The organism is Paramagnetospirillum caucaseum (assembly GCF_000342045.1).
Taxonomy (GTDB): domain Bacteria; phylum Pseudomonadota; class Alphaproteobacteria; order Rhodospirillales; family Magnetospirillaceae; genus Phaeospirillum; species Phaeospirillum caucaseum.
This window is the reverse complement of the sequence record NZ_AONQ01000033.1, coordinates 14,091-36,483: the sequence shown is the minus strand read 5'-3', so window position 1 is coordinate 36,483 and position 22,393 is coordinate 14,091. Positions and strand designations below refer to the sequence as shown.

General features: G+C 68.8%; 24 protein-coding genes and 1 pseudogene. 10 read left to right on the top strand and 15 right to left on the bottom strand.

The window, feature by feature from the left end:
• The first annotated feature begins 249 nt into the window (after nt 1–249).
• Nucleotides 250–2,904, top strand: a complete 2,655-nt coding sequence (locus H261_RS12995) for a glycosyltransferase (protein ID WP_008618177.1) — start codon at nt 250–252, stop codon at nt 2,902–2,904.
• Between the two features lie 168 nt (nt 2,905–3,072).
• Entirely contained in the window at nt 3,073–5,052 is a 1,980-nt protein-coding gene (locus H261_RS12990) for a methyl-accepting chemotaxis protein (protein WP_008618175.1), read from the top strand.
• A 4-nt stretch (nt 5,053–5,056) separates the two neighbouring features.
• Here the strand turns inward: H261_RS12990 and H261_RS12985 are convergent, their stop codons facing one another.
• Complete coding sequence (locus tag H261_RS12985; RefSeq protein WP_008618173.1) at nt 5,057–5,689, bottom strand: energy transducer TonB family protein; 633 nt, start codon at nt 5,687–5,689, stop codon at nt 5,057–5,059.
• Nucleotides 5,690–5,936: 247 nt separating this feature from the next.
• Between H261_RS12985 and H261_RS12980 the strand changes: the two genes are divergently transcribed.
• Nucleotides 5,937–6,581 carry a LuxR C-terminal-related transcriptional regulator gene (locus tag H261_RS12980; protein WP_008618170.1) on the top strand — a complete coding sequence of 215 codons (645 nt, stop codon included), beginning with the start codon at nt 5,937–5,939 and terminating at the stop codon, nt 6,579–6,581.
• A gap of 24 nt (nt 6,582–6,605) precedes the next feature.
• Here H261_RS12980 and H261_RS12975 read toward each other — a convergent pair whose 3' ends face one another.
• From H261_RS12975 to pqqD, 7 genes are all read right to left on the bottom strand, one after another.
• A complete protein-coding gene (locus H261_RS12975; RefSeq protein WP_008618168.1) occupies nt 6,606–8,888 on the bottom strand; it encodes a NahK/ErcS family hybrid sensor histidine kinase/response regulator in 2,283 nt (760 codons plus the stop codon).
• The gene (gene nosP, locus H261_RS12970; protein WP_235062925.1) at nt 8,885–10,033 is read right to left on the bottom strand and encodes a nitric oxide-sensing protein NosP; all 1,149 of its coding nucleotides are present in this window, start codon (nt 10,031–10,033) and stop codon (nt 8,885–8,887) included. Before nosP ends, H261_RS12975 begins: the two co-directional genes overlap by 4 nt.
• A gap of 124 nt (nt 10,034–10,157) precedes the next feature.
• A complete protein-coding gene (locus H261_RS12965) occupies nt 10,158–10,664 on the bottom strand; it encodes a urate hydroxylase PuuD (protein ID WP_008618163.1) in 507 nt (168 codons plus the stop codon).
• Complete coding sequence (locus H261_RS26535; RefSeq protein ID WP_268743961.1) at nt 10,664–10,789, bottom strand: hypothetical protein; 126 nt, start codon at nt 10,787–10,789, stop codon at nt 10,664–10,666. Before H261_RS26535 ends, H261_RS12965 begins: the two co-directional genes overlap by 1 nt.
• 62 nt (nt 10,790–10,851) lie before the next feature.
• Entirely contained in the window at nt 10,852–10,926 is a 75-nt protein-coding gene (gene pqqA, locus H261_RS26735) for a pyrroloquinoline quinone precursor peptide PqqA (RefSeq protein ID WP_008618162.1), read from the bottom strand.
• 82 nt (nt 10,927–11,008) lie between these two features.
• Nucleotides 11,009–12,136, bottom strand: a complete 1,128-nt coding sequence (pqqE, locus tag H261_RS12960) for a pyrroloquinoline quinone biosynthesis protein PqqE (RefSeq protein ID WP_008618161.1) — start codon at nt 12,134–12,136, stop codon at nt 11,009–11,011.
• Nucleotides 12,099–12,392: a pyrroloquinoline quinone biosynthesis peptide chaperone PqqD gene (gene pqqD / locus H261_RS12955; RefSeq protein WP_040476424.1), complete on the bottom strand. Its 294-nt coding sequence runs from the start codon at nt 12,390–12,392 to the stop codon at nt 12,099–12,101. The genes pqqE and pqqD overlap by 38 nt, the downstream gene beginning before the upstream one ends.
• A 134-nt stretch (nt 12,393–12,526) precedes the next feature.
• Here pqqD and H261_RS23385 point away from each other — a divergent pair, with 134 nt between their 5' ends.
• Together H261_RS23385 and H261_RS12945 are read left to right on the top strand one after the other, a co-directional pair.
• Nucleotides 12,527–13,555 (top strand): M48 family metalloprotease, encoded by a 1,029-nt coding sequence (locus H261_RS23385; RefSeq protein ID WP_008618159.1) that lies wholly within the window; start codon nt 12,527–12,529, stop codon nt 13,553–13,555.
• Nucleotides 13,556–13,627: 72 nt separating this feature from the next.
• Nucleotides 13,628–14,389, top strand: a complete 762-nt coding sequence (locus H261_RS12945; protein WP_008618158.1) for a cache domain-containing protein — start codon at nt 13,628–13,630, stop codon at nt 14,387–14,389.
• A gap of 64 nt (nt 14,390–14,453) precedes the next feature.
• On the opposite strand, the gene H261_RS12940 is transcribed toward H261_RS12945, so the two are convergent.
• Nucleotides 14,454–14,963 (bottom strand): PQQ-dependent catabolism-associated CXXCW motif protein, encoded by a 510-nt coding sequence (locus H261_RS12940; RefSeq protein WP_040476430.1) that lies wholly within the window; start codon nt 14,961–14,963, stop codon nt 14,454–14,456.
• Between the two features lie 103 nt (nt 14,964–15,066).
• On the opposite strand from H261_RS12940, the gene H261_RS26065 reads away from it, so the two are divergent.
• The 3 genes from H261_RS26065 to H261_RS12925 are packed head-to-tail and all read left to right on the top strand — an operon-like array spanning nt 15,067 to nt 17,310.
• A complete protein-coding gene (locus H261_RS26065) occupies nt 15,067–16,005 on the top strand; it encodes an ABC transporter substrate-binding protein (protein ID WP_008618156.1) in 939 nt (312 codons plus the stop codon).
• Entirely contained in the window at nt 16,002–16,748 is a 747-nt protein-coding gene (locus H261_RS12930) for an ABC transporter permease (RefSeq protein ID WP_008618155.1), read from the top strand. Before H261_RS26065 ends, H261_RS12930 begins: the two co-directional genes overlap by 4 nt.
• Nucleotides 16,741–17,310: an ATP-binding cassette domain-containing protein gene (locus H261_RS12925; protein WP_040476422.1), complete on the top strand. Its 570-nt coding sequence runs from the start codon at nt 16,741–16,743 to the stop codon at nt 17,308–17,310. The genes H261_RS12930 and H261_RS12925 overlap by 8 nt, the downstream gene beginning before the upstream one ends.
• Here the strand turns inward: H261_RS12925 and H261_RS12920 are convergent.
• The 6 genes and pseudogenes from H261_RS12920 to H261_RS12905 form a co-directional block, all read right to left on the bottom strand.
• On the bottom strand, nt 17,300–18,097 hold the full coding sequence (locus H261_RS12920; RefSeq protein WP_008618153.1) for an ABC transporter permease: 798 nt from the start codon (nt 18,095–18,097) through the stop codon (nt 17,300–17,302). The two genes, H261_RS12925 and H261_RS12920, sit on opposite strands and share 11 nt — an antisense overlap.
• Nucleotides 18,094–18,393, bottom strand: a complete 300-nt coding sequence (locus H261_RS26060) for a putative ABC transporter ATP-binding protein (RefSeq protein ID WP_008618152.1) — start codon at nt 18,391–18,393, stop codon at nt 18,094–18,096. The genes H261_RS12920 and H261_RS26060 overlap by 4 nt, the downstream gene beginning before the upstream one ends.
• Before the next feature lie 6 nt (nt 18,394–18,399).
• Nucleotides 18,400–18,456, bottom strand: a pseudogene (locus tag H261_RS26530) (hypothetical protein); the annotation flags it as partial.
• A 34-nt stretch (nt 18,457–18,490) separates the two neighbouring features.
• Nucleotides 18,491–18,829, bottom strand: a complete 339-nt coding sequence (locus H261_RS26055) for an ATP-binding cassette domain-containing protein (RefSeq protein ID WP_008618151.1) — start codon at nt 18,827–18,829, stop codon at nt 18,491–18,493.
• Nucleotides 18,826–19,785: a PQQ-dependent catabolism-associated beta-propeller protein gene (locus H261_RS12910; protein ID WP_008618149.1), complete on the bottom strand. Its 960-nt coding sequence runs from the start codon at nt 19,783–19,785 to the stop codon at nt 18,826–18,828. The genes H261_RS26055 and H261_RS12910 overlap by 4 nt, the downstream gene beginning before the upstream one ends.
• The gene (locus H261_RS12905; protein ID WP_040476421.1) at nt 19,770–20,924 is read right to left on the bottom strand and encodes a type 1 periplasmic-binding domain-containing protein; all 1,155 of its coding nucleotides are present in this window, start codon (nt 20,922–20,924) and stop codon (nt 19,770–19,772) included. Before H261_RS12905 ends, H261_RS12910 begins: the two co-directional genes overlap by 16 nt.
• A 195-nt stretch (nt 20,925–21,119) precedes the next feature.
• On the opposite strand from H261_RS12905, the gene pedF reads away from it, so the two are divergent.
• Nucleotides 21,120–21,542 carry a cytochrome c-550 PedF gene (gene pedF / locus H261_RS12900; RefSeq protein ID WP_040476420.1) on the top strand — a complete coding sequence of 141 codons (423 nt, stop codon included), beginning with the start codon at nt 21,120–21,122 and terminating at the stop codon, nt 21,540–21,542.
• A 4-nt stretch (nt 21,543–21,546) separates the two neighbouring features.
• Nucleotides 21,547–22,392 carry a substrate-binding periplasmic protein gene (locus H261_RS12895; protein ID WP_008618142.1) on the top strand — a complete coding sequence of 282 codons (846 nt, stop codon included), beginning with the start codon at nt 21,547–21,549 and terminating at the stop codon, nt 22,390–22,392.
• The last annotated feature ends 1 nt before the right edge of the window (nt 22,393 follow it).

The following is a 22,393-nucleotide window of genomic DNA, read 5'->3' as shown; positions in this document are numbered from 1 at the left end:
CGGGAACGGCATGGCCGCAGCGCAATGCAAGCCTGAGCTTTTCGCCTCCGTCACCCCCATGGACAGAGTGCGGCCTCTGGGCTAATAATCCAGATAGTATTCAAGGGATTCAAACGGCACCCGCCGCCACCGCTCCACCTCGCCCGCTCCCTACCGACGCTCCCGCGTGGGCGATGGGGCGCGCCGTGAGGAACGGCAGGCCCCCACGGACAGCCGCCCCTGCAACTCGATACGGGTACCCTGCGCATCATGCGTCTTTCCGGCTTCGTGGTTCTGCTCCTGATCGTTCTGGGCAATCTCGGCTTCTGGGCGATGATGAATCGTCCCCAGAGCGGCCTGCCCTGGTCCGGCACCCTCAACAGCGTCTCGTTCAGCCCCGGACGCGCCGACGACGACCCGACCATCGTGCGCAAGCTGCCCTACATGGACGAGTGGCTGCTGCCGACACGGGCCGAAATGGACGAGGACCTGGCCCTGCTGGCCGGCAAGGTTCATCAAGTCCGCACCTACTCCACCCTGGAAGGCCTTGATCAGGTCCCCGAACTGGCCGCCAAGTATGGCCTGAAGGCCCTGCCCGGCGCCTGGCTGGACGAGCGCCTGGGCCGCAACGAGGTGGAAATCGCCAATATCGTCCGTATGGTGCGGGACAATCCCAACATCGACCGGGTGATCATCGGCAACGAGAACCTGACGCTGCACCGCCTGAGCCCGGAGCAGATGATCCGCTACCTGCGCAAGGTGCGCGCCCTGCTGCCCGAGCGGGTCAAGATCAGCACCGCCGAGGCCTGGGCCATCTGGCTCGACTATCCCGAGCTGGCCCGCGAAGTGGACTTCCTCACCATCCACACCCTGCCCTTCTGGGAGCCCGGCGGCGTTCCCATCGATAACGCCCTGGACTTCTCCAAGCGCATGGTGAGGGACGTCAAGGCCCAGTACCCCGACAAGCCCATCTTCATCGGCGAGGTCGGCTGGCCGTCGGCCGGGCGCAATTACGGCCTGTCGGAGCCGTCGCTGGTCAATCAGGCGCTGTTCCTCAGAAACTTCGTCAACTGGGCCCACGAGGAGAACCTCGACTACAACATCGTCGAAGCCTTCGACCAGCCGTGGAAGGTCAACCTGGACAATACGGCGAGTGAAAAGCACTGGGGCATCTACACCGTCGACCGCAAGCCCAAGTTCAGCTGGATCAATCCGGTGCTGGAATTCGAGGAATGGCCGGTCCAGGCCATCACCGCCACCCTGATCGCCCTGCTGCCCGTGGTGTGGTTCCTGGGCAAGTGGAAGACGCTGCGCCTGCCGGGCAAGATCTTCTTTGCGCTGCTGGTCCAGTTCGCGTCGACCCTGCTGATCTGGACCATGTCGACGCCCGTCATCCGCGACGTGTCGCCCGGAACGGGTCTGATGCTAGGACTGATGCTGCCCGCCCAGCTCTTGCTGCTGATCGTCGTGCTGATCGCCGGCATCGAGGTGACCGAGCTGACCTGGGCCAGCAAGTTCAAGCGCCGCTTCACGGCGCTGCCGCCCGACCACATCAAGCGCTTCCCCAAGGTCTCCATCCACCTGCCGTGCTACAACGAGCCGCCGGCCATGGTGAAGCTGACCATCGACAGCCTGATGGCGCTGGACTACCCCGATTTCGAGATCATCGTCCTCGACAACAACACCAAGGACCCCAAGGTCTGGGAGCCGGTGAAGGAATATTGCGAGTCCTTGGGGGAAAAGGTGAAGTTCTATCACCTCGCCCCCTGGCCGGGCGCCAAGGCGGGCGCCCTGAACTTCGGGCTGACCGTCACCCACCCCGACGCCGAGATCATCGGCGTGGTGGATTCCGACTACATCGTCGACAAGAACTGGCTGCGGGGCCTGGTGCCCTATTTCGAGGACCCAAAGGTCGGCCACGTCCAGGCTCCCCAGGACCACCGCGAATGGGAACACGACCTGTTCAAGGAAATGATCAACTGGGAATACGCCGGGTTCTTCGACATCGGCATGGTGTTCCGCAACGAGGCCGACGCCATCATCCAGCACGGCACCATGACCATGGTGCGCAAGAAGACGCTGGAGGATGCCGGCCGCTGGGGCGAGTGGTGCATCGTCGAGGACGCCGAGCTGGGCCTGCGCATGATGAAGGCCGGCTACCAGTCGGTCTACGTCCAGGACCGCCTGGGCCACGGGCTGGTGCCCGATTCCTTCATGGCCTACAAGAAGCAGCGCTTCCGCTGGGCCTATGGCGCGGTGCAGATTCTCAAGGCCCACTGGCGCTCGCTGATTCCGTTCAAGCAGACCGGCCTGACCACCGGACAGAAATACCACTTCGTCGCCGGCTGGCTGCCGTGGTTCGCCGACGCCTTCTACCTGCTGTTCGCCGTGGCCTCGCTGGCTTGGTCGCTGGGCATGATCGTGGCGCCGCGCTACTTCAGCACGCCGCTGCCCTTCTTCACCCTGCCCACCGTCGGCGTGTTCGTGGCGAAGATCTTCCACCACTTCTTCCTCTACACCACGCGGGTCGATTGCGGCCTGAAACGCCGTTCCCTGGCGGCCATCGCCGGCATGGGGCTGACCTATTCCATCGCCTGGGCCATGTGGCAGGGCATCTTCACCAAATCCACGCCTTTCATGCGCACGCCCAAGATGGCCAACAAGGCGGCCTTCACCCAGGGCTTCCTGATGGCGTCGGAAGAGGCCACCCTGGCCCTGCTGCACTACGTCGCCGCCATCGCCGTGCTGATCCCGCGCAACAACTTCACCGACCCGGACGTCCGCATCTGGTCGCTGACCCTGGTGGTGCAGGCCATGCCGTTCCTGGCGGCACTGGTGGCCTCGCTGATCAGCGTCATGCCGTCCGGTGGACCGCCCCAGCCGGTCCACAGCCACAGCAACGCCAAGCCGGAAGCGGCGCAATAGCGCTTCCACCGTCCGGCCAACGGTCAAGGAGCCCGCGCATGACGCGGGCTCCTTTCTTTGTCAACGCTACATTTTGCGATGCACCCTGACATTTCGCGGGATGGTGCCGCACCGCAGCATCATGCTATGCGTAGGTATTGGTGCGTATGAACATTAGGTGTATCCCACATGATTGTATCCTTCCGCCGCCGTATCGCCACCATGGGCATCGTTCCCCGGATCATGGCCCTGGCCGTGTCCGGCGTTCTGCTGCTGGGGCTGAGCGTCACCCTGCTCAGCCGGTCGCTGCTGCACGCCAGCGCCGCCGACGCGGCGCGCGAGCGGGTGGACACCAACATGAAGGTGGCCTGGGACGCCCTGAAGGCCAAGGGAACCGCCTTCGCCGTCGCCGACGGCAAGATGATGGCCGGCGACCACGTGCTCAACGGCAATTTCGAGGTGGTGGACAAGGTCAAGGTACTGGTGGGCGGCACCGCCACCGTGTTCATGGGCGACACCCGCATCACCACCAACGTCATCAAGGCCGACGGCGGCCGGGCGGTGGGGACCCAGCTGGCCAGGACCGCCGCCTACGATGCGGTGTTCAACAAGAAGGCGCCGTTCCGCGGCGAGGTGGAAATCCTGGGCGAGCCCTACATGACCGCCTACGACCCGATTCTGGACGCGGGCGGCAACGTCATCGGCGTGCTGTACGTGGGCATCAAGAAGGCGGAGTTCCTGACCGCCGCCAACAGCACCCTGCGGATGATGGTGGGAGCCACGGTGCTGGTCGGCCTGCTGAGCATCCTGCTCAGCTGGACCATCGCCAGACGCAGCCTCGCCCTGCCGCTCAAGCGCAGCATTTCCGCCATGCGGGAACTGGCCGACGGCAATCTCGACGTGGAGATCCGCCAGACCACCCGCCAGGACGAGATCGGCGAGATGATCCGCGCCCTGGAGGTGTTCAAGGAGAACGGGCAGGCCCGCAAGCGCCTCGAGGCGGCCCAGGCCGCCGAACAGACCGCCCGCAACCGCCGGCAGGAAGCCGTCGAGCGCCTGACCGCCGATTTCAACACCAGCGTGTTCGCCGTGCTGCAGGGCGTCACCGCCTCGGCGCACCAGTTGCGCGATTCGGCCCAGTCCATGACCTCGGTGGCCGAGGACACCTCGCGCCAGTCCACCGTGGTGGCCGCCGCCGCCGAGCAGGCCTCGGTCAACGTCGAGACGGTGGCCGCCGCCGCCGAGCAGCTGGCCGCCTCCGAGCAGGAGATCGCCCGCCAGGTCGCCACCTCCAGCGAGATTTCACGCCGCGCCGCCGAGGAGGCCGGGCGGGTCAACGGCATCGTACTGTCCCTGTCGGAAGCCACCAGCCGCATCGGCGCGGTGGTGACGCTGATCAACGACATCGCGTCGCAGACCAATCTGCTGGCGCTCAACGCCACCATCGAGGCGGCACGGGCCGGCGACGCCGGAAAAGGCTTCGCCGTGGTCGCCAACGAGGTCAAGAACCTGGCTACCCAGACGGCGCGGGCCACCGAGGACATCGTCACCCAGATCAACTCGGTGCAGGCGGTGACCCGCGACGCGGTCAGCGCCATCGGCGGTATCGGCCACACCATCTCCAGCATCACCGAAAGCGCCTCGGCCATCGCCGCCGCTGTGGAAGAGCAGACCGCCGCCACCGGCGAGATCGCCCGCAACGTCCAGGAGGCGTCCAGCGGCACCCGCGAGGTCACCGCCTCCATCACCCTGGTCAACGAGGGTGCCGCCACCACCGGCGGCGCCGCCCATCAGCTGCTGGGCACCGCCGACGAACTGTCGCGGCAATCGGACCAGCTGGCCACCGAGGTGTCGGACTTCCTCTCCGCCATCAAGACGGCCGGCGACCGCCGCCACAGCCAGCGCCGCCAGTGCCGGACGCCCGTCCTGGTCCAGGCCGGCGCCGCGCCACGCGCCACCGTCACCATGGTGGACGTGTCCAGCGACGGCTGCCGCATCGAGGCCACGCTGCCGCAGCCGGTGGGAACCCAGGTGGAAATCACCATCGACGCCATCCCGGTGCGGGCCCGCATCATCGGTGCGGAAAACAACGTCACCCGCCTCCAGTTCGCCCTGGATGCCGCCACCCAGAGCCGTCTGGAGGGAACCCTGACCAAGCTGGCCGCCTGAACGCTCAGCGCAGCCGGAACGCCACCGTCACATCGAAGGCCAGCCGCAATTCACCGCCGCCCCCCCGGGGCGGCGGGTCGAACGGCGCGGCGCTTTCGATGGCCCGCCGGGCCGCCTGGGTCAACTGGGCCGAGGCCTCGGCCAGGCTGAGGATATCCACCAGGCTGCCGTCGCCGGCCAGCAGGATGCGCAGCCGCACGTCGCCCTCCTCGCGCCGGCGCATGGCCTGGGGCGGATAGACCCGGTGCCGGGCGATACGCTCGTGCAAAATTCCCACATAGGCTCCGTAATCCACCGGGACGGCCGCCGCCACGGGCGAAGCGGCTTGAACCGGCGGTGCCGCCGGAGCCGCCGTCGCCCCGGGCTCGGGGGGCGCGACGGCGGAAACCACGGACGGCATGGCAGGCATGGCGACCTGGACGGATCGGGGCTTGGACGGCAATGCCTCGCGCGCCGCCGGCTTGGCCGGAGCCGGTGGCGATACCGCCGGAGCCGGCGGGACATCGGCCGGCACGGACGGCGACGGCACCTCCAGGATGATCTCGACGGGCAGGGTCTCCGGCATCTCGTCGGGCCGGGGAACCGCCTGGACGGCGATCAGCAGGACCACCGCCACCCCATGCAGCAGGACGGACAACAGGGCGGCCCCGCAACCCGACCGGTCCCGGGGGAGTATGCCGCCGCCATCCGCCTGAGCCATGAGCAAGGCAGGAACCTCCCGTGATACCCGCCGAGGATGGCACGGCGCCCAAGGGCGGCGGAATTCGACTTAGGTCGCGAATGGGAGGAGACGCCACAGTGGACCTATTGCCAATAGGCGCTCCGGGGGCCGCTTTCCATAATCGCCCCACTGCCGATTCCCGGCGGAGGACGCAAGGAAGGTCATGCTGGTTCTGGTCGCCGACCGCCACCCCCTGTTCCGCGAGGTGCTGCGGGCCCTGATCGAGGAGGCCCTGCCCACCGCCCGCTGCCTGGAGGCCGCCGCCATCGCCGACGTCGTCGACCTGCTGGCGGCGGGCAACGGGGTGCGGCTGATGCTGATCGACCAGTCCCTGGCCGATTCCGACGGGCTGACCGGTCTGGTGCGGCTGTCCATCGCCGCCCCCGACGTGCCGATCATCCTGTTTTCCGGGGCGGACTCCCGGGTGGTGGCCTTCCACGCCCAGGTGTGCGGCGCGGCGGGCTTCATTCCCAAATCCCTGACCCGCGACGCCATGCTGGCCGCCATCGCCGTCGTCCTGGACGGCGGCATCTATCCGCCCCTGGTGGACGCCAGGGGTCGCCGCCGCCCCGAATCCGTCGAGCGGGTCGATGCGCTGACGGTGCGCGAGCGCATGGTGCTGGAAGCCCTGGTGCGCGGCTGCTCCAACAAGCAGATCGCCTACGAACTGCAGGTGTCGGACACCACGGTGAAGGTCCATGTCTCCTCGGTGCTGCGCAAGCTGCGAGTCCATTCGCGCACCCAGGCGGTAATCAAGACCAAGCGCACCGAGGAGGAAGAGGGCGCCGCCCACACGGCCATGGGGTGAATGCGGACGGAACGCCCGCGTCAATCACCGCGCCAGATGGGAGATCAAGGCGCGCAGGCGGGCCGGCTGAACCGGCTTGGGCAGCATGGCCAGGCCCTTTTCCTTCAATCCGGCCCTGAGGCCGGGGGTACGGTCGCTGGTCACCACGAAGGCGGCCAGATCGGCGCCGAAATGGGCGCGCAATTCCTCGATCAGCATGACGCCGTTGCTGCCGTCGCCCAGGTGATAGTCGGCCACCACGATGCGCGGCGCATCGGGCTTGGCCTCCAGCCAGTCCCGCAGTTCGGCGCGGGAGCGGATCGGCGTCACCCGGCACTTCCAGGCAGTCAGCAGGGCGGTGATGGCCTCCAGCCCGCTGGGATCGTCGTCGATGGCCAGCACCGGCAGGCCGTTCATGGCATCGCGGTCGGCGGCCGGTGCCGCCCCCGGCCCCGGCACCGCCCCGGCGGTGACCCGCTCGGCCAGGGGCACGGCGATGGCGAAGCTGGACCCCGCCCCCAGGCGCGAGCGCACCTCCAGCGGATGGTCGAGCAGGCGGGCGATGCGTTCGACGATGGCCAGCCCCAGGCCCATGCCCTTCTCGCGCCGCCGACCGGGCAGGGCGATCTGCTGGAACTCCTGGAAGATGTCGCCCATCTTCTCCTCGGGAATGCCGATGCCGCTGTCCCACACCCCGATCAGCAGTCTGTTGCCCCGCCGCCGGCAGCCCAGCAGGATGCGGCCCCGCTCGGTATAGCGCAGCGCGTTGGACAGGAAATTGCGCAGCACCCGGCCCAGCAGGCGGGGATCGCTCTGGATCACCGCCCGGCAGGGCATAACCCTGAGGTCGATGCCCGCCTCGCGCGCCTGGGGCAGGTATTCCTTGCGCAGCTGGTCGAGCAGCGGCCCAACCTCGAAGCCGGCCAGTTCGGCGGTCATCACCCCGGCATCCAGCTTGGAGATGTCGAACAGGGCGCGCAGCAGGCCGTCGATGGCTTCCAGCGCGTTGTCGATGCTGACCACCAAATCGCGGTTGCTCTTGTCCATGGCGTCCTGCTCGGCCAGGGCGGCGACGAACAGGCGGGCGGCGTTGAGCGGCTGGTGCAGGTCGTGGCTGGCGGCGGCCAGGAACTTGGTCTTGGAGGCGTTGGCGAGCTCGGCGGCGATCTTGGCCAGATGCAGCGCCTGGTTGGCGGCGGAGAGTTCGGCGGTGCGCTGGTCCACCCGGCGTTCCAGGGATTCGTTGGCCAGTTGCAGGTCGCGGGCGGCGGCCTTCAGGCGGCTTTCCGAATCGCGCAGGCGGGTATCAGCCAGCTTGCGCTCGGTGATGTCGCTGTAGGTGCTGACGAAGCCGCCGTCGGGCATGCGATTGCTGGCCACGTCGACGATGGTGCCGGCCGACAGGCGGCGCTCGAAGGCGCGTGGCAGGCGGGCGAGCGCGGTGGAGACCCGCTCGGCCACATGCCGGTCGGGATTGCCCGGCCCGTACTCGCCGCGCTCGGCGTTGAGGCGCAGCACCTCGGAATAATGGGTGCCCTCGCGGATCAGTCCCGACGGAAAATGGTGGAGATCCACATAGCGCTGGTTCCACGCCACCAGCCGCAGGTGGCTGTTGAACACCGCCACCCCCTGGGACAGGCTTTCCAGGGTGGCCTGCAGCAGTTCCGACTTTTCCGCCAGTTCCCGCTCGCGCCGCTTTTCCTCCATGTCCTTGATGTCGGTGATATCGGTGTAGAGCGAGACGGTGCCGCCATCGTCGGTGCGGCGCTCGTTGACCTGAACCCAGCGGCCGTCGCTGAGGCGATAGACGAAGGAGCGGCCGGGGTGATGGTGATAGGCGATGCGCTCGGCGGTCCACTCCTCCTCGCGCCCCTGGGCGTCGCGGATGGCGCCGTTGGCCACGGCGTTGCGGATCACCTCGACGAAGGGGGTACCGACCCGGACGCTCTGGCCGAGAACCTTGATCAGGCTGACGTAATTGCTGTTCCACAGCACCAGCCGGTCGTCGGCGTCGAACAGGGCGAAGCCCTCGGAAATGGTCTCGATGGCGTCATGCAGGCGGCGCTGGGCCTGTTCCGCCGCTTCCTTGGCCCGCGACAGGTCGCTGTTGACCGATTCCAGCTGGCGCAGCGCCGCTTCCAGCTGGATGGTGCGCTCCTCCACCCGCCCTTCCAGCACGATGGAGGCCTGGAACAGCGAGAAGGCGTTGCCCTGCCAGTCGGTGGCGCGTTCCACCCGGTCCATCAGGACCTTGTTGATCTTGCGCAGCTTTTCGTTCTCGGCCTTCAACCGTCCCAGTTCATCGGACCCGGCGCCGGTCTCCGTCATTGCCGCCGCGCCCCCAGGGCGACGCCGGTGAAGGTCTGGTTGACGTGCATGGCGTTGAACTGTTCGCCATAGGTGTTGAAGCCCACCACGTTGTTGGCGATCAGCAGATCGCTCATGCGCTGCTTCATCTGGGTGCGCTCCATCTCCAGCGAGCGCAACACGCATTCACAGCCGATGATCAACTGCGGCGGGCCGATCTCGGCGCGGATATCCTCGAACACCTGGGCGAGATTGGCGTAGGGGTCCACCGTGCTGGCCACCGACAGCACCAGCCCCTCGTCGATGGCGCAGAAGAACGACAGCGAGCCGTCGGGATTGACCTTCTGGATGGACCGCACGTAATCGGCCCCGCCCACCCGCACCACCACCGGGTGGGTGGCGAAGATCATCGGGGTGAGTTCGGCCACCTCCATGCCCAGCATGCGGGCGAATTCCCGCCCGGCCGGCTCGGCGTTGATCTCGGTGACGATGCGGCGCAGGGGATCGGCGCCGGTGATCACCATCTTGGTGTCCGAGCCGACGAAATGCTGGGTCTTGAACACCCGGAAGGGAAACGGCGTGTGCACCAGCACCAGCGCCGCCATGTCGGAATGGAAACGCCCGTCGCGGTAGACCCAGGTGCGGCGGAAATTGAGGTCGTCGCCGGCCGAGCCGCCGAACAGCGGGATTTCTCCCAACCCGGCATGCAGGGCCGACAGCACCGAATCCTCGGCGCTGGACATACCGTCGATCATCAGCATGGCGAAGGTGCCCTGGGTGAAGTCCGGCCCCTCGGTCTCGGCCATGCGGGCCAGTCCCTGGCGCACCGAATCGAGCCCGTGGCTGAAGGCGAATTCCGACAGCTGGTCGATATAGACCGCGTCGGCGTGGCAGATGTCGCCGCTCATGGACAGGCCGGTCAGCGAGCCGGTGCAATAGCCCATGGGGGTGATCTCCCCCGCCGTCGAGCAGCCCAGCGTCAGGGTGTCGGGGAAGGCGTCGCGCATGGCGCGGCCCAGTTCCTCCAGATCGAAGGCGGGCGAGCAGAAGAACAGCACGACCGCCATGTCGGACTGGTGGATCTGGTCGCGCAATTCGGCCACGGCGGCCCTGGCGTCGGCAGCCTGGCTGAACCCGCGCTTGATTCCATCGCCGGCGGAAGTCACCTCCGCGCGCACTCCCTCTATCCACCTGTTCGAATGCGGTGGTTGCGGCAAGTATACCTTGCCCTGACGCAGAATGGTATTTCCCCGGTTGCGCGGGGGACGGGCATCCATGGGCATGGCCGGCTCAGTCGATCAGCAGGCCATGGGCGCCCGCCACCATCAGGAACAGCAGCGGAATGGACAGCATGGTGTTGACCCGCGCCGACAGGAAGGTGACGCGCGAGCACCTTGCCCGCTCCGCCATGGGCGCCGGGACGAAGCCCAGGACCTTCTTCTGATGGGGCCACAGCACCAGCCACAGATTCAGCACCATCACCGTACCGATCCAGAAGCCCAGGCCGATGGGCGCCGCCGCCCCCTTGAGGGCCAGGGCGTCGGCCACCAGCCCGGCGCGGGCCAGCATGGCCAGCCCGGTGAGCCACACCAGGACGGAGGCCCAGCGGAAGGTGCCGTGCTCGCGCGACAGGCGGGCCTGGAAATCGTTGCCGGAGGGATCGGCCGGCGCCGCCTCGCCGGCGAAGGGGACGAAATGCGGGCGCGAGATGAAATTGGCGTAGTTGTGACCGATCCACACCAGGGCGCCGCCCACATGGGCCCAGCGCAGCAGGCCGTCGATCAGGCCGTCGGTCATCAGGGATGCCCCAGCGCCAGCAGGCGGGCCAGCAGGGCGACGGCCAGGGTCAGGACAAGGCCGCAGGCGAAGGTGCCGCCGACCGAGTCGAAAGGAGTGCGCCGGTATCCGGGCGGAAGCGCCATGGAAAGCTCTCTCGGGAAGGGTGCGGGAAGGGGGCCGCCAGCGGCCCCCTTCCCGCCGATGGTCAGCGCACGAAGACGTACGCGGTGACTTCGAAGCCCATACGCAGGTCGCAATAGGCCGGCTTTTCCCACTTCATGACAGGTTCCTCGCTGTTAGAGAGAGAGATACACGCAAGCAGCCTACGCCCCAGGCCGCCAGCGTCGAAATTGCCAATAGGTCTAAGATGCCCCGGCCTGGCGCATCACCAGGGGCCGGGAGTTGCGCAGCGGCCGGTGCGCCTCGACGATCGCCTGGCCGATCTTGTGATGGAAGGGCGATTTCGAGCAGGCGGGATCGGGGTTGGCGGCGTCGCCGGTCAGCAGATAGGCCTGGCAGCGGCAGCCGCCGAAATCCTTTTCCTTCTCGTCGCAGGAGCGGCAGGGCTCCTTCATCCAGTCGTCGCCGCGATAGGTCTTGAAGGCGGGGGAATCCTTCCAGATCCATTCCACCGAATGGTCGCGCACCGAGGGGAAGTCGAGGCCCTCGAGGAGGCGCGCCTCCTGGCAGGGCAGCGCCAGGCCGTCGGGGGCGATGGTCATGATGATCGAGCCCCAGCCGTTCATGCAGGCCTTGGGGCGACCGTTGAAATAGTCGGGGATGACGAAGTAGATGGTCATCCGCTTGCCGATCCGGGCGCGGAAGGCGTTGATGGCCGCCTCGGACTCCCGCAACTCCTCCAGGGTCGGCATCAGTTCGTCGCGGTTGACCAGGGCCCAGTTGTAGTACTGGACGTTGGCGAACTCGACGTAATCGACCCCCAGTTCCAGGGCCAATTCCAGATAGGCCGTGGTATGGGCGATGTTCTGGCGCACCACCGGGATGTTCAGCACCACCGGAAAGCCCTGGGCCTTGATCTCGCGGATCATGTCGATCTTGTGCTGGTGCACCGGCGCCCCCACCAGGGTGTTGGTGGTGTCGGCGTCGTGGGATTGCAGGCTGACCTGGATCTGCTTCAGGCCCGCCGCCTTGAGACGGCCCAGCCGCTCGGCATCCATGCCCACCGTCGAGGTGATCAGGTTGGTGTAGAAGCCCAGCCGGTCGGCCTCGGCCACCAGTTCCTCCAGGTCCTTGCGCACCAGCGGCTCGCCGCCGGTGAAGCCCAGTTGCAGGCTGCCGAGCGCGCGGGACTCGCGCAGCACCCGCTTCCACTCCTCGGTGGACAGTTCATCGCGGATGGAGCCGAATTCCAGCGGGTTGTTGCACCACGGGCATTTCAGCGGGCACTTGTAGGTCAGTTCGCAGACCAGCCAGAGCGGCTTGCCCTGTCCGTCAAGCCTGAGCGGCCTTGCGGGTCCATCCTTTGTCATTGGCTATCTCCAGGAAGGCCAGGATGTCGGCGGCGATGTCCTCGTCCGGGCACAGCGCCGACAATTCGGCGACCACCTCGGCCACCAGACGCCCGCCGACAAAACGCTTGAGTATTTCCCCTGCAGATGAGTTGAGCTTCACAATTCCTTCCGGGTACAGAAGGATATGCGCCTGCTCAGACTCCTCCCAGCGCAGCATGTACATGGGATGAATCTCAATAAAATCCGCATCATTGACTTCATCAACACCAGACATACCGCCCTCGCATTGGCATTGTACTTTATATTTATTGATGAACAGGCTCTGAGACCATATCATTCGCCGTTGCATCCGGCCACATTGTGTTGACCGGGGGCTCGGCGCGGCAATTGGCAATAGGTCTAATCCCAATGTTCCAGGCAGTGCTGTTGGCCGCCCTGGCCCATGCCGTGATCGAGGCGTGGCTGGCGGGACGCGCCCTGGCCTGGCTGCGCGCTCACGCCGAAGGCCGGACCCTGATCCAGGAGGCCGCGCGGGTCCGCCTGCTGGCGGCGCGCGGCCTGGGCCAGTCCGGGCTGGCGGTCCTGGCCGCGCTGGGCGGCGGCGCATTCCTGGTGAAGCTGTGCGGTCCGTGGGGCGCCCTGCCCGCCGCCCTGCTGATCCGCGCCCTGTTCGACCAGCCCTTCGCCGCCTGGGGCCGCCGCCTGGGCGGCGCGTGGAATGCCCGGAACGTCCTGGCCGAACAGGCGCGGCGCCTGGGCCGGGAGTTGCCCCCCGCGCTTCCCCTGGCCGTGGTGGCGGGGCATGGCTGGGCTGCCGCCTGGGTGGCCCTGGCCACCTTGCTGCTGTGGCGGGAGATCGCCCCGCCATCGGGCCGGCACCTCGCCCCGGCCCCCGCCGGCCTTCACGCCCCGGTGCCGGTCTGGGTCTCGGACGAGGGCAGCCGCAGCGGCCAACTCAACGCCCGCGCCGAAGGCATCGGCCCCTGGCGGCGCATCGTCCTCAACGACACCCTGGTCCAGGCCCTGTCCCCCGGCGAGGCGGCGGCGGTGCTGGCCCACGAGGCCGGGCACCTGGCCCACCGCCACCGGGAATGGTTCCTGGCCTGGCGCCTGCTGCTGGCCGCCCTGCTGCTGGCCCTGGCGTGGGGGGCGGGGGAGGACATGACCTCCACCCTGGCCCTGCTGGTGCTGGCCGCGCCGGTCCTGGCCCTGCCGGTACGGCCGCTGGAATCCCGCCTGATCCGCCGCTGGGAGGAGCAGGCCGACCGTCATGCCGCCGCCCGGGCCGGAGCCGAGCCCTTCGCCCGCGCCCTGGAGCGCCTGTACGGCACCAATGCCCAGGCCCCCGAGCCGGAAAAACTGTGGGCCGCCTTCCACCATCCCCACCCGCCGCCCCGCCAGCGGCTGGCGCGGCTGCGGGGCGAGGCTTGTCCCTAGGTCTAATGGCCGGGGCCGGGGGTGGGTGCTAGCCTCCCCGCCCATCGAGACCGTCGGGGGAGACCTGGACCCATGAAACGCCTGCCTGCCGCCCTGCTGGGCACCGCCCTGCTGACCGCCGCCCTGCCCGCCGGCGCCGCCACCGTCGAGGAGATCGCCGGCAGCCACGTCTTCGAGCGCTGCAAGGCCTGCCATTCCGCCGAGAGCGGCAAGCAGGGCTTCGGCCCCAACCTGCACGGCGTGGTGGGGCGCCCGGCGGCCTCGCTGCCCACCTTCATGTATTCCGAAGCGCTGAAGGCCGCCAACATCGTGTGGACCGAGGACAACCTGCGCGCCTGGATCGCCGGCAACGACAAGGTGGTGCCCGGCACCCGCATGCGCCATGTGGCGGTCACCGACCGCGCCGAGCAGGACTACCTGATCGCCTATCTCAAGACCTTCGGCGACAGCATGGGACCGGAACAGGCCCGCGTGCTGCTGGAGCGCGCCGTGGGCAAGCTCAGGAGCGACGGGCCGGACAAGGCCTTCCCCGCCTTCAACGACCCCAAGGGCGGCTTCATCGCCCGCGACCTCTACGTCTTCGTCTTCGACATGAACGGCAGGTACATGGCGTCGGGCGGCAATCCCAGGCTGACCGGCAGCGACGCCGCCAACCTGCACGACGCCGAGGGCAAGGCCATCGTCCGCGAGATGATCAACATCGCCAATGCCGCCGGCAAGGGCGAGGTGGACTACATGTGGCTGAACCGGGTCGACAACCGGGTGGAAAAGAAGCGCTCCATGATCCAGCGGGTCGGTGATCACATCGTCGGCGTCGGGTATTACTTTCACTGATACTGACCTGCGTTGAGTGAAACTCATCGCAGGTCGGATAGGCCCAAGGGGCCGCGCGGCTCCTTCACGGGCCGCGCGGGTCCACCCGCTCCAGCGGCAAGCCGGCGAAGGCCCAGCCGTCCGAGCCGTCCGGGTACCAGTAGACGCGGCGATGGCCCAGCGACAACGCCCGCCGGGCGGCGTTCCAGCTCATCCAGCAATCGATGATGCAGAAGAACAGCAGCGGACGGGCCGTGTCGCCGCCGCTCAGCCGATTCAACTGCCCGGCGAACCACGCCTCCATGGCGGGCGGCAGATCGCCGTAGCCGGCATTGGCCAGCCATACCGCGCCGGGCAGGCTGAGGCGCGGCTTGGGAACCAGCCAGGCACCGTCGGCGGCGCGGCGCGGCGCGGGCAGCACGTCGATGACCACCACCCCACCCCCGGCCAGCAGGTCGCGGGCCTCGTCGGTGTCGAGGGTGACGGCGCCCTCCAGTTCCAGCGGCACCGGGGCGCGATAATCGCCCGTGCGGTATCCGTCGTCGGCCCAGGCCGGGAGAGCAAGCAACAGCAGGGCGAGGACAAGGCGCTTCATGCCGCCATCATCCGGCTGCCGCTTCACCCGGCCCATTGGCAATAGGTCCAATACCCCAGCCCCCCGCGCCTTCCTAGACTGGCCGCAATGGAGGGAGCCGCCCATGCGCCTTGCGCCGTTGCTGATCGTGTTGCTGTCGGCCCTGCCGGCCGCCGCCGCCGAGCCCATCCGGCTCGGCCTGCTGGCCTTCGGCACCGCCCAATGGGAGATCGAGACCATGCGCTCGCACCGGCTGGATGATGTCCACGGCATCCAGGTGCGGCCCCAGGAACTGGCCGGCAAGGATTCGGCGGCGGTGGCGCTGCTGGGCGGCACGGTGGACGCGGTGGTCGGCGACTGGCTGTGGGTGTCGCGCCAGCGGGCCATGGGCCACGACCTGACCTTTGTTCCCTGGGTGGGCATGACCGGCGCCCTGCTGGTCCCCGAGGCCTCGCCCGTCAGGACCCTGGCCGATCTGGCCGGGCGCAAGCTGGGCGTGGCCGGCGGGCCGCTGGACAAGAGCTGGCTGCTGTTGCGCGCCCTGGCCGCCAGGCGTCACGGCATGGACCTCGACCGCGCCGTGAACAAGAGTTACGGTGCTCCGCCGCTGCTGGCCCAGCAGTTGGAGGCCGGGCGCCTGGACGCCCTGCTGACCTTCTGGCCCTCGGCGGTGCCGCTGGAGGCCAAGGGCTTCCGCCGCCTGTTGGACGTGGCGGCCATTCCCGCCGAACTGGGACTGGAGACGCCACCGCCGCTGATCGGCTGGATCTTCCACAGCGGATGGGCGGCATCCCACCGCGCCGAGATCGAAGCCTTCCGCCGGGCCGAGGCCGAGACCCGCACCCTGATGTGCGCCCCCGGCTTCGACTGGACGGGTCTCGACCGCCTGACGCGGGCCAACGATGCCCGCACCCGCGAAGGCTACCGCGCCGGGTTCTGCGCCGGCATGCCCGGCATGGCCGACCTGGATTCCGCCCGGCGGCTCTACGCCCTGTTGGCCGAACTGGGCGGCGAGGAACTGGTCGGACCGTCGCCCGTTCTCCAGCCGGGCACCTTCTGGTGACGGGACAGCGCATCGCCTGGCAGGCCCTGTCCCTGATCCTGCTGCTGGCGGCGTGGCAGGCGGGCTCCCTGATCGCCCCCGCCGCCACCCTGCCGCCGCCCGGACTGGTGCTGGCGGCCCTGGTCAAGGCGGCGGGCCAGGGCGACCTGCTCCACCATCTGGGCGTGACCCTGGCCCGCGTCGCGGCCTCCTTCGCCCTGGCCCTGACCGTGGGGTCGGTCCTCGGCGTCGCGCTGGGGCGGGTGGCGGCGCTCGACCGGCTGTTCGACGGCTGGGTGGTGTTCTTCCTCAACCTGCCCGCCCTGGTCACCGCCATCCTGTGCTTCGTGTGGTTCGGCCTGACCGAGGGCGCCGCCCTGGCCGCCGTGGCGCTCAACAAGATTCCCGGCGTGGTGGTCACCTTGCGCGAAGGCGCCCGCACCCTCGACCCCTTGTATGGCGATCTGGCGCGGGTCTACCGCCTGGGACGCTGGGCGGCGCTGCGCCATGTGGCGCTGCCGCAACTGATGCCTTACCTGATGGTGGCGGCGCGCTCGGGCCTGGCGCTGATCTGGAAGATCGTCCTGGTGGTGGAATTGCTCGGCCGCAGCGACGGCATCGGCTTCAAGCTACATCTGTTCTTCCAGGGCTTCGACGTGGCCGGCATCCTGGCCTATTCCCTGGCCTTCATCCTGGTGATCCAGGCCATCGAGCTGGCTCTCCTCGCCCCCATCGAGCGCCGGGCGGCGCACTGGCGTGATTAGGGCCCATGTGGCGGAAAAGCGCTTCGGCCAGCGGGTGGTGCTGGCCGGTTTCCGCCTCGACGTGGCGCCGGGCGAGGCGGTGGCGGTGACCGGTCCCTCGGGATGCGGCAAGTCCACCCTGCTGCGCATCCTGGCCGGTCTCGATCATGCCTTCACCGGCTGGGCCGAGCGACCGGAGCGCCTGGGCATGGTGTTCCAGGAGCCGCGCCTGCTGCCCTGGATGAGTGCTTCCGCCAACATCGCCCTGGTCGCCCCTTTCCTGTCGCCCGCCGGGATCGAGGCCGCCCTGGCGGCGGTGGGGCTGGCGGGGGAAGGCCACAAGCTGCCCGGCCGCCTGTCGCTCGGCATGGCGCGCCGGGTGGCGGTGGCCCGCGCCCTGGCGGTCCGCCCCGCCGCCCTGCTGCTGGACGAGCCCTTCGTGTCGCTGGACGAGGACAGCGCCCGGGCGACCCGCGCGGCGGTCATGGCCTATTGCGCCGAACACCGCCCGGCCCTGGTGATGGTCAGCCACAACCCCGCCGATCTGGACGGACTGGTCCAGAGGGTGGTCCCTATTCCATGACCCGGCGCGCCAGGAAGCCGCGCGACGGATCGTAGCCCCACACCGCCAGACCGAAGAACACCGCCAGACCACCCAGCACCCAGGCCAGGGACAGGGGCGCCACATCCAGGTACAGGGCGAAGCGGATGGCCTCCACCGCGTGGGTGAAGGGGTTGAACTGGGCGAGGCGGGCCAGCAGCGGGCTGGTCTCGGCCACCTTCCACAGGGGGTACAGCGCCGAAGACAGGAAAAAGGCCGGGAAGATCACGAAGTTCATCACCCCGGCGAAGTTCTCCAACTGGCGGATGGCCGAGGACAGGAACAGCCCGGCCGCGCCGAGCATCAGCCCGGTGAGCAGCAGCACCGGCAACGCCGCCAGCAGGCCCCACGGCGGCACCTCCACCCCGAAAGCCAGGGCGGCGGCCAGGAAGGCGTAGACCTGGACCAGCGACACCAGGGCGCCGGCCAGCAGCTTGCAGGCCAGCAGCCACCAGCGCGGCAGCGGCGCGGTCAGCAGCACCCGCATGGAGCCGGTCTCGCGGTCGTAGACCATGGACAGCGAGGTCTGCATGCCGTTGAACAACTGCACCATGCCCATCAGGCCGGGCAGGATGTAGACCTCGTAGGTGATGTAGGATTCGTAGGGGGGCGTGATGGCGACGCCCAGCGCCGCCCGGAAGCCGGCGGCGAAGATCACCAGCCACAGCATGGGGCGCAGCAGGGCCGAGATCATACGCTCGCGCTGCCCCAGGAAGCGCAGTCCCTCGCGCAGCAGAATGGCCCACAGGGCGACCAGGGCGGTTCTCATGGCCCCGCCTCCGCCAGCAGGGCCTGGAAGGCGCCTTCCAGCCCCGGCGCGCCGGTGCGCCGCACCAGCTCCCCGGCCAATCCCGCAGCCCGCACCCGTCCGGCCTCGAGCAGCACCACCGGGTCGGCCTCCTCCACCTCGTCCATCAGGTGGGTGGCCCACAGCACCGCCAGCCCCTCCTCCCGGCACAGGAGGCGGAGATGGGCGAGCAGCGCCCGGCGCGACGGCGTGTCGAGGCCAACCGTCGCCTCGTCGCAGACCAGGACGGCGGGCTTGTGGGCCAGGGCGCGGGCCAATTCCAGCTTGCGGCGGTTGCCGCCCGACAGGGCGCGGGCCGGCTGCCGGCGCGCCCCCTCCAGCCCGAAGCGGGCAAGGCCATCCTCGATCGACCGGTCAGCCCCTCCCCCCCCACAGCCCGTGCAGGGCGGCGCCGTAGCGCAGGTTGCGCTCCACCGACAGGTCGAGGTCCAGGGTGGATTGCTGGAACACCACCCCCAGGCGGGCCAGGGCCTTGCCCGGCGCGGCCGCCAGGTCGTGGCCGCCGATGAACACGCCGCCGGTTTCGGGGGAGTAAAGACGGGTCACCAGATTGACCAGGGTGCTCTTGCCCGCCCCGTTGGGGCCGAGCAGAACGGTGAAGGCCCCGGCTTCGGTGGTGAAGTCCACGCCATCCAGGGCGAAGCCGGAACGGTAGCGGTAGCCCAGGCCGGTGACCGTCAGCGCGCTGCTCATGGTTTGACGGCCACCCCCCAGGGATAGCGGCCCACCGCGATGGTCTTGACCACCGCCAGCGTCCTGGCGTCGATCACCGAGACATCGCCGGAAATCCCGTTGGTGGCCAGCAGCCTCGCCCCGTCCGGGGTCAGTTCCAGGTGCCAGACCCGGCGCCCCACCAGGATGTATTTCACCACCTTGAGGCTCTGGACATCGATCACCGCCACATGGTTGGCCGGCCCCAGCGCCACGAAGGCCAGCCGCCCGTCCGCCGAGAATTTCAGCCCCACCGGCTGGATCTTGTCCTTGGGCACGCCGGGGATGGCGAAGGAGAGAACATGACGCTCGGCCCGGCTCGCCGCATCGATGACGTGAACCGTTCCGCCGATCTCGGCGGTGACCCACAGGCGCCTGCCCGACGCTTCGAAAGCGGCGTGGCGCGGCCGCGCCCCCACCGGCGTGTTGTCGATCAGCGCCAGGCTGTCGGCATCCAGCCAATGGGCCATGTTGGTGGTTTCCGAGGTGTTGACCACCACGCGTCCGTCCGGGCTGGCCGCCATGCCTTCCGGCTCGATGCCCACGTCGGCCTGGCCGATCACCCGCCGCGTCCTGGTGTCGATCACCGTCACCACGTTGCCGTCCTCGTTGGCGACGTAGAGCCGCACCCCGTCGGGATGCAGGACGAACTGCTCGGGGTCCTCGCCCGAGGGCAGGTCGTGCAGCACTTTCAGCGTCGCGGTGTCCATCACCTGGATGGCGTCGCTGTCCGAGGCGCAGATGTAGAGATGCTTGAAATCGGGCGACAGCGTGATGCCGCGCGGCCGCCGCCCCACCTTGACCGTGTTGGCCACCGTCATGGCCTTCACGTCGATCACCGAGATGGAATCGTCCTTCTCGTTGGAGACGAAGGCGGTCTGGGCGGCGGCGGTGCCGCCCCAAAAAATCGCGGCGGCGACAGTCAGCGCGACACGCATGCGTTCTCTCCCTTGTCGGTGCCCAGGGTGTCCAGATCGGTGACCGGATGGAGGAATCCCTCCTGCGGCGCCGTCGTCACCACGTTGCGGGCCCAGCCCACCAGCATGGGCTGGCGCAGTTGGCCGTCCCAGGAGCGGAACCCGGCGGTGCGGCCCTTGTAGACCGGCAGGGCGAAATCCGGGCTGCGCAGCATGGCGGCGATGCGCGAGGGCTCGACCGATCTGGCCCGCATGGCCGCCTCGCCCACCGCGCGGCCCGCCACCCAGGCGGCGAAATCCTTCTCGGCCATGGCGCGGCCGGCCTGGGCGCGGAAGCGGCTCTGCGCCTGGGCGGCCCCCCACTGGTCATGGGCCGGATGCCAGGCCGTGGCGGCCAGCCCCTGGGTGCCGGCCACCGGACGCGGGTCAAAGGTGTTGAACGGCGCGGTGTCGCCGAACTCGTTGGTCTCGTCGGCAACCATCAGCACATCGTAGGACCAGTCGCGGGTGACGGCCGCCACCTCGCCCTCGGCCCCGCGTTGGGCGTCGCGAGTATAGGTCCAGGGCCTCTCGGCGACGATCCGCGCCCCGAACTTGCGGGCGGCGCGGCGGATGGCGGCGGCACGGGCCTGATCCTCGGGCGCCGGACCGACCAGCATGGCCCATTTCTTCCAGTTGCGCCGCACCAGCACCTGGGCCAGGGCATCGGCCTGCATGGCGCGGCTGGGCACGGTGTGCAGCAGGTTGGCGCGACACTCCGCCTCGCGCAGGATGTCATCCTCGGCCCCGGCGTTGATCAGCACCAGCCCCGAATCCCTGGCGGCATCGGCGAGGCGCAGCAGTTCCGCCGCCGGCAGGTCGGCCACAGCGAAGCGGATTCCCTCCTTGGCCAGCCGCTCCGCCACGCCGGCGCCGGGCTCCATCTCGGCCAGCCGGAATGACTGCCCGACGAAGCGCCCGCCGGCATTGTTGTCGGCCAGGGCGAGGCGCAGCCCGGCCAGCCCCAGATCGCGGGGCGGCGGCCCGTCCAGCACGCTGGGAGCGCGCCCGACAGCCGCGGGCATGGACAGCCAGGCGATGCGGATCTCCCCGGCCCGGACGGCGGACGGCGGGAGCAGCAGGACAAGCGCCATCAGGAAACTCAGTCTGGACAAGGGCATTCCTCGCCATGCCGTGGGCCGGAACGCCAAGTCTAGAAGGGGGGGGCGACCGGCAAAATTGGACCTTTGTCCAATGCCTCCGCCCCGGTCAAACGCCCGGAATCCCCCCGAAATTGTGCCAAGGTCCAATACAGCCCCGCTCCCCTCGCCGCTACCATCGCCGCCCAGCGTAGTTTTGCTGCGAAGGACGGAGCGATGCGTAGTTTGATCGGACGAATCGGGCTGGCGGCCCTGCTGGTGGTGAGCGGCGTCGGGGCCGCCCAGGCCCATGGCGACGTCACCCCCCAGGCGGTCAAGACCGACGGCCTGAAGAAGCTGGGCGACAAGTGGTTGCCGGAGAATCCCTATCGCGGCAACAAGCGCGCCATCGAGATCGGCGATTCCGCCTACAACCAGAACTGCGCCCGCTGCCACGGCCTGGGCGCCATCTCGGGCGGCATCGCGCCGGACCTGCGCTACCTGCCCGAGGGGCTGGAGGGCGACGAATGGTTCCTGGAGCGCATCCGCAACGGCGCGGTGCGCGACGGCCGCGTCTACATGCCCAAGTTCGAGGGCGTCATGAGCCAGGAGGCCATGTGGGCCATCCGCGCCTGGCTGGAAACCGTGCGGGAGAAATAGGCCGGTGAAGACGGTCCTCGCCCTCCTGCTGGCCATCCTCGCGGCGTCGCTCCCCTGGAACGGCGCCGCCCGGGCCGACGGCCTGGACGACATCAGGGCCCGGGGCAACCTGGTGGTGGCTCTCTACCGCGACTTTCCGCCCTTCTCGTCGAAAAAAGACGGCGAGGTCGTCGGAATCGACGTGGACATCGCCAAGGCCCTGGCCGGGCGCCTCGGCCTCAAGCCCTCGATCATGGAGCTGACGGCGGGCGAGACGGTGGATGACGACCTGCGCAACGGGGTGTGGAAGGGCCATTACCTGGAACGCCGGGTGGCCGACGTGATGCTGCATGTGCCCACCGACCGCATGTTCATGCTGCGCAACCCCAACGCGGTGATCTTCGCCCCCTATTTCCGGGAAAGGGTGGTGGTGGCCCGCCACCCCGAACGGGTGGTGAGGAACGACGACATCACCATCTTCGAGCGGGAAAAGGTCGGCGTCGAACTGGCCACCCTGGCCGACGCCTATCTCACCGCCCAGCTGGGACCGGCCCATGTGGCCAACGTGGTGCACTATTCCACCGTCGCCCTGGCGGTCGAGGCCCTGAGGACGGGCGGGGTGGCGGCGGTGATGGGCACCGAATCCGAGATCCTGGCGGCGCTGGGCTCCGACCTGAAGCGCTTCCCCACCGCCCCCATGCCCGCCGCCGGCCTGACCAAGACGTGGTGGGAACTGGGCCTGGCGGTCAAGGACGGCAACCGCCCGCTGTCGCACGTGCTGGACGACGCCATGGCCGCCCTGCTCAAGGACGGCACCATCGCGGCCATCTTCAAGCGCCACGGCGTGGCCCACCGCCCCCCGGAGGAATGAC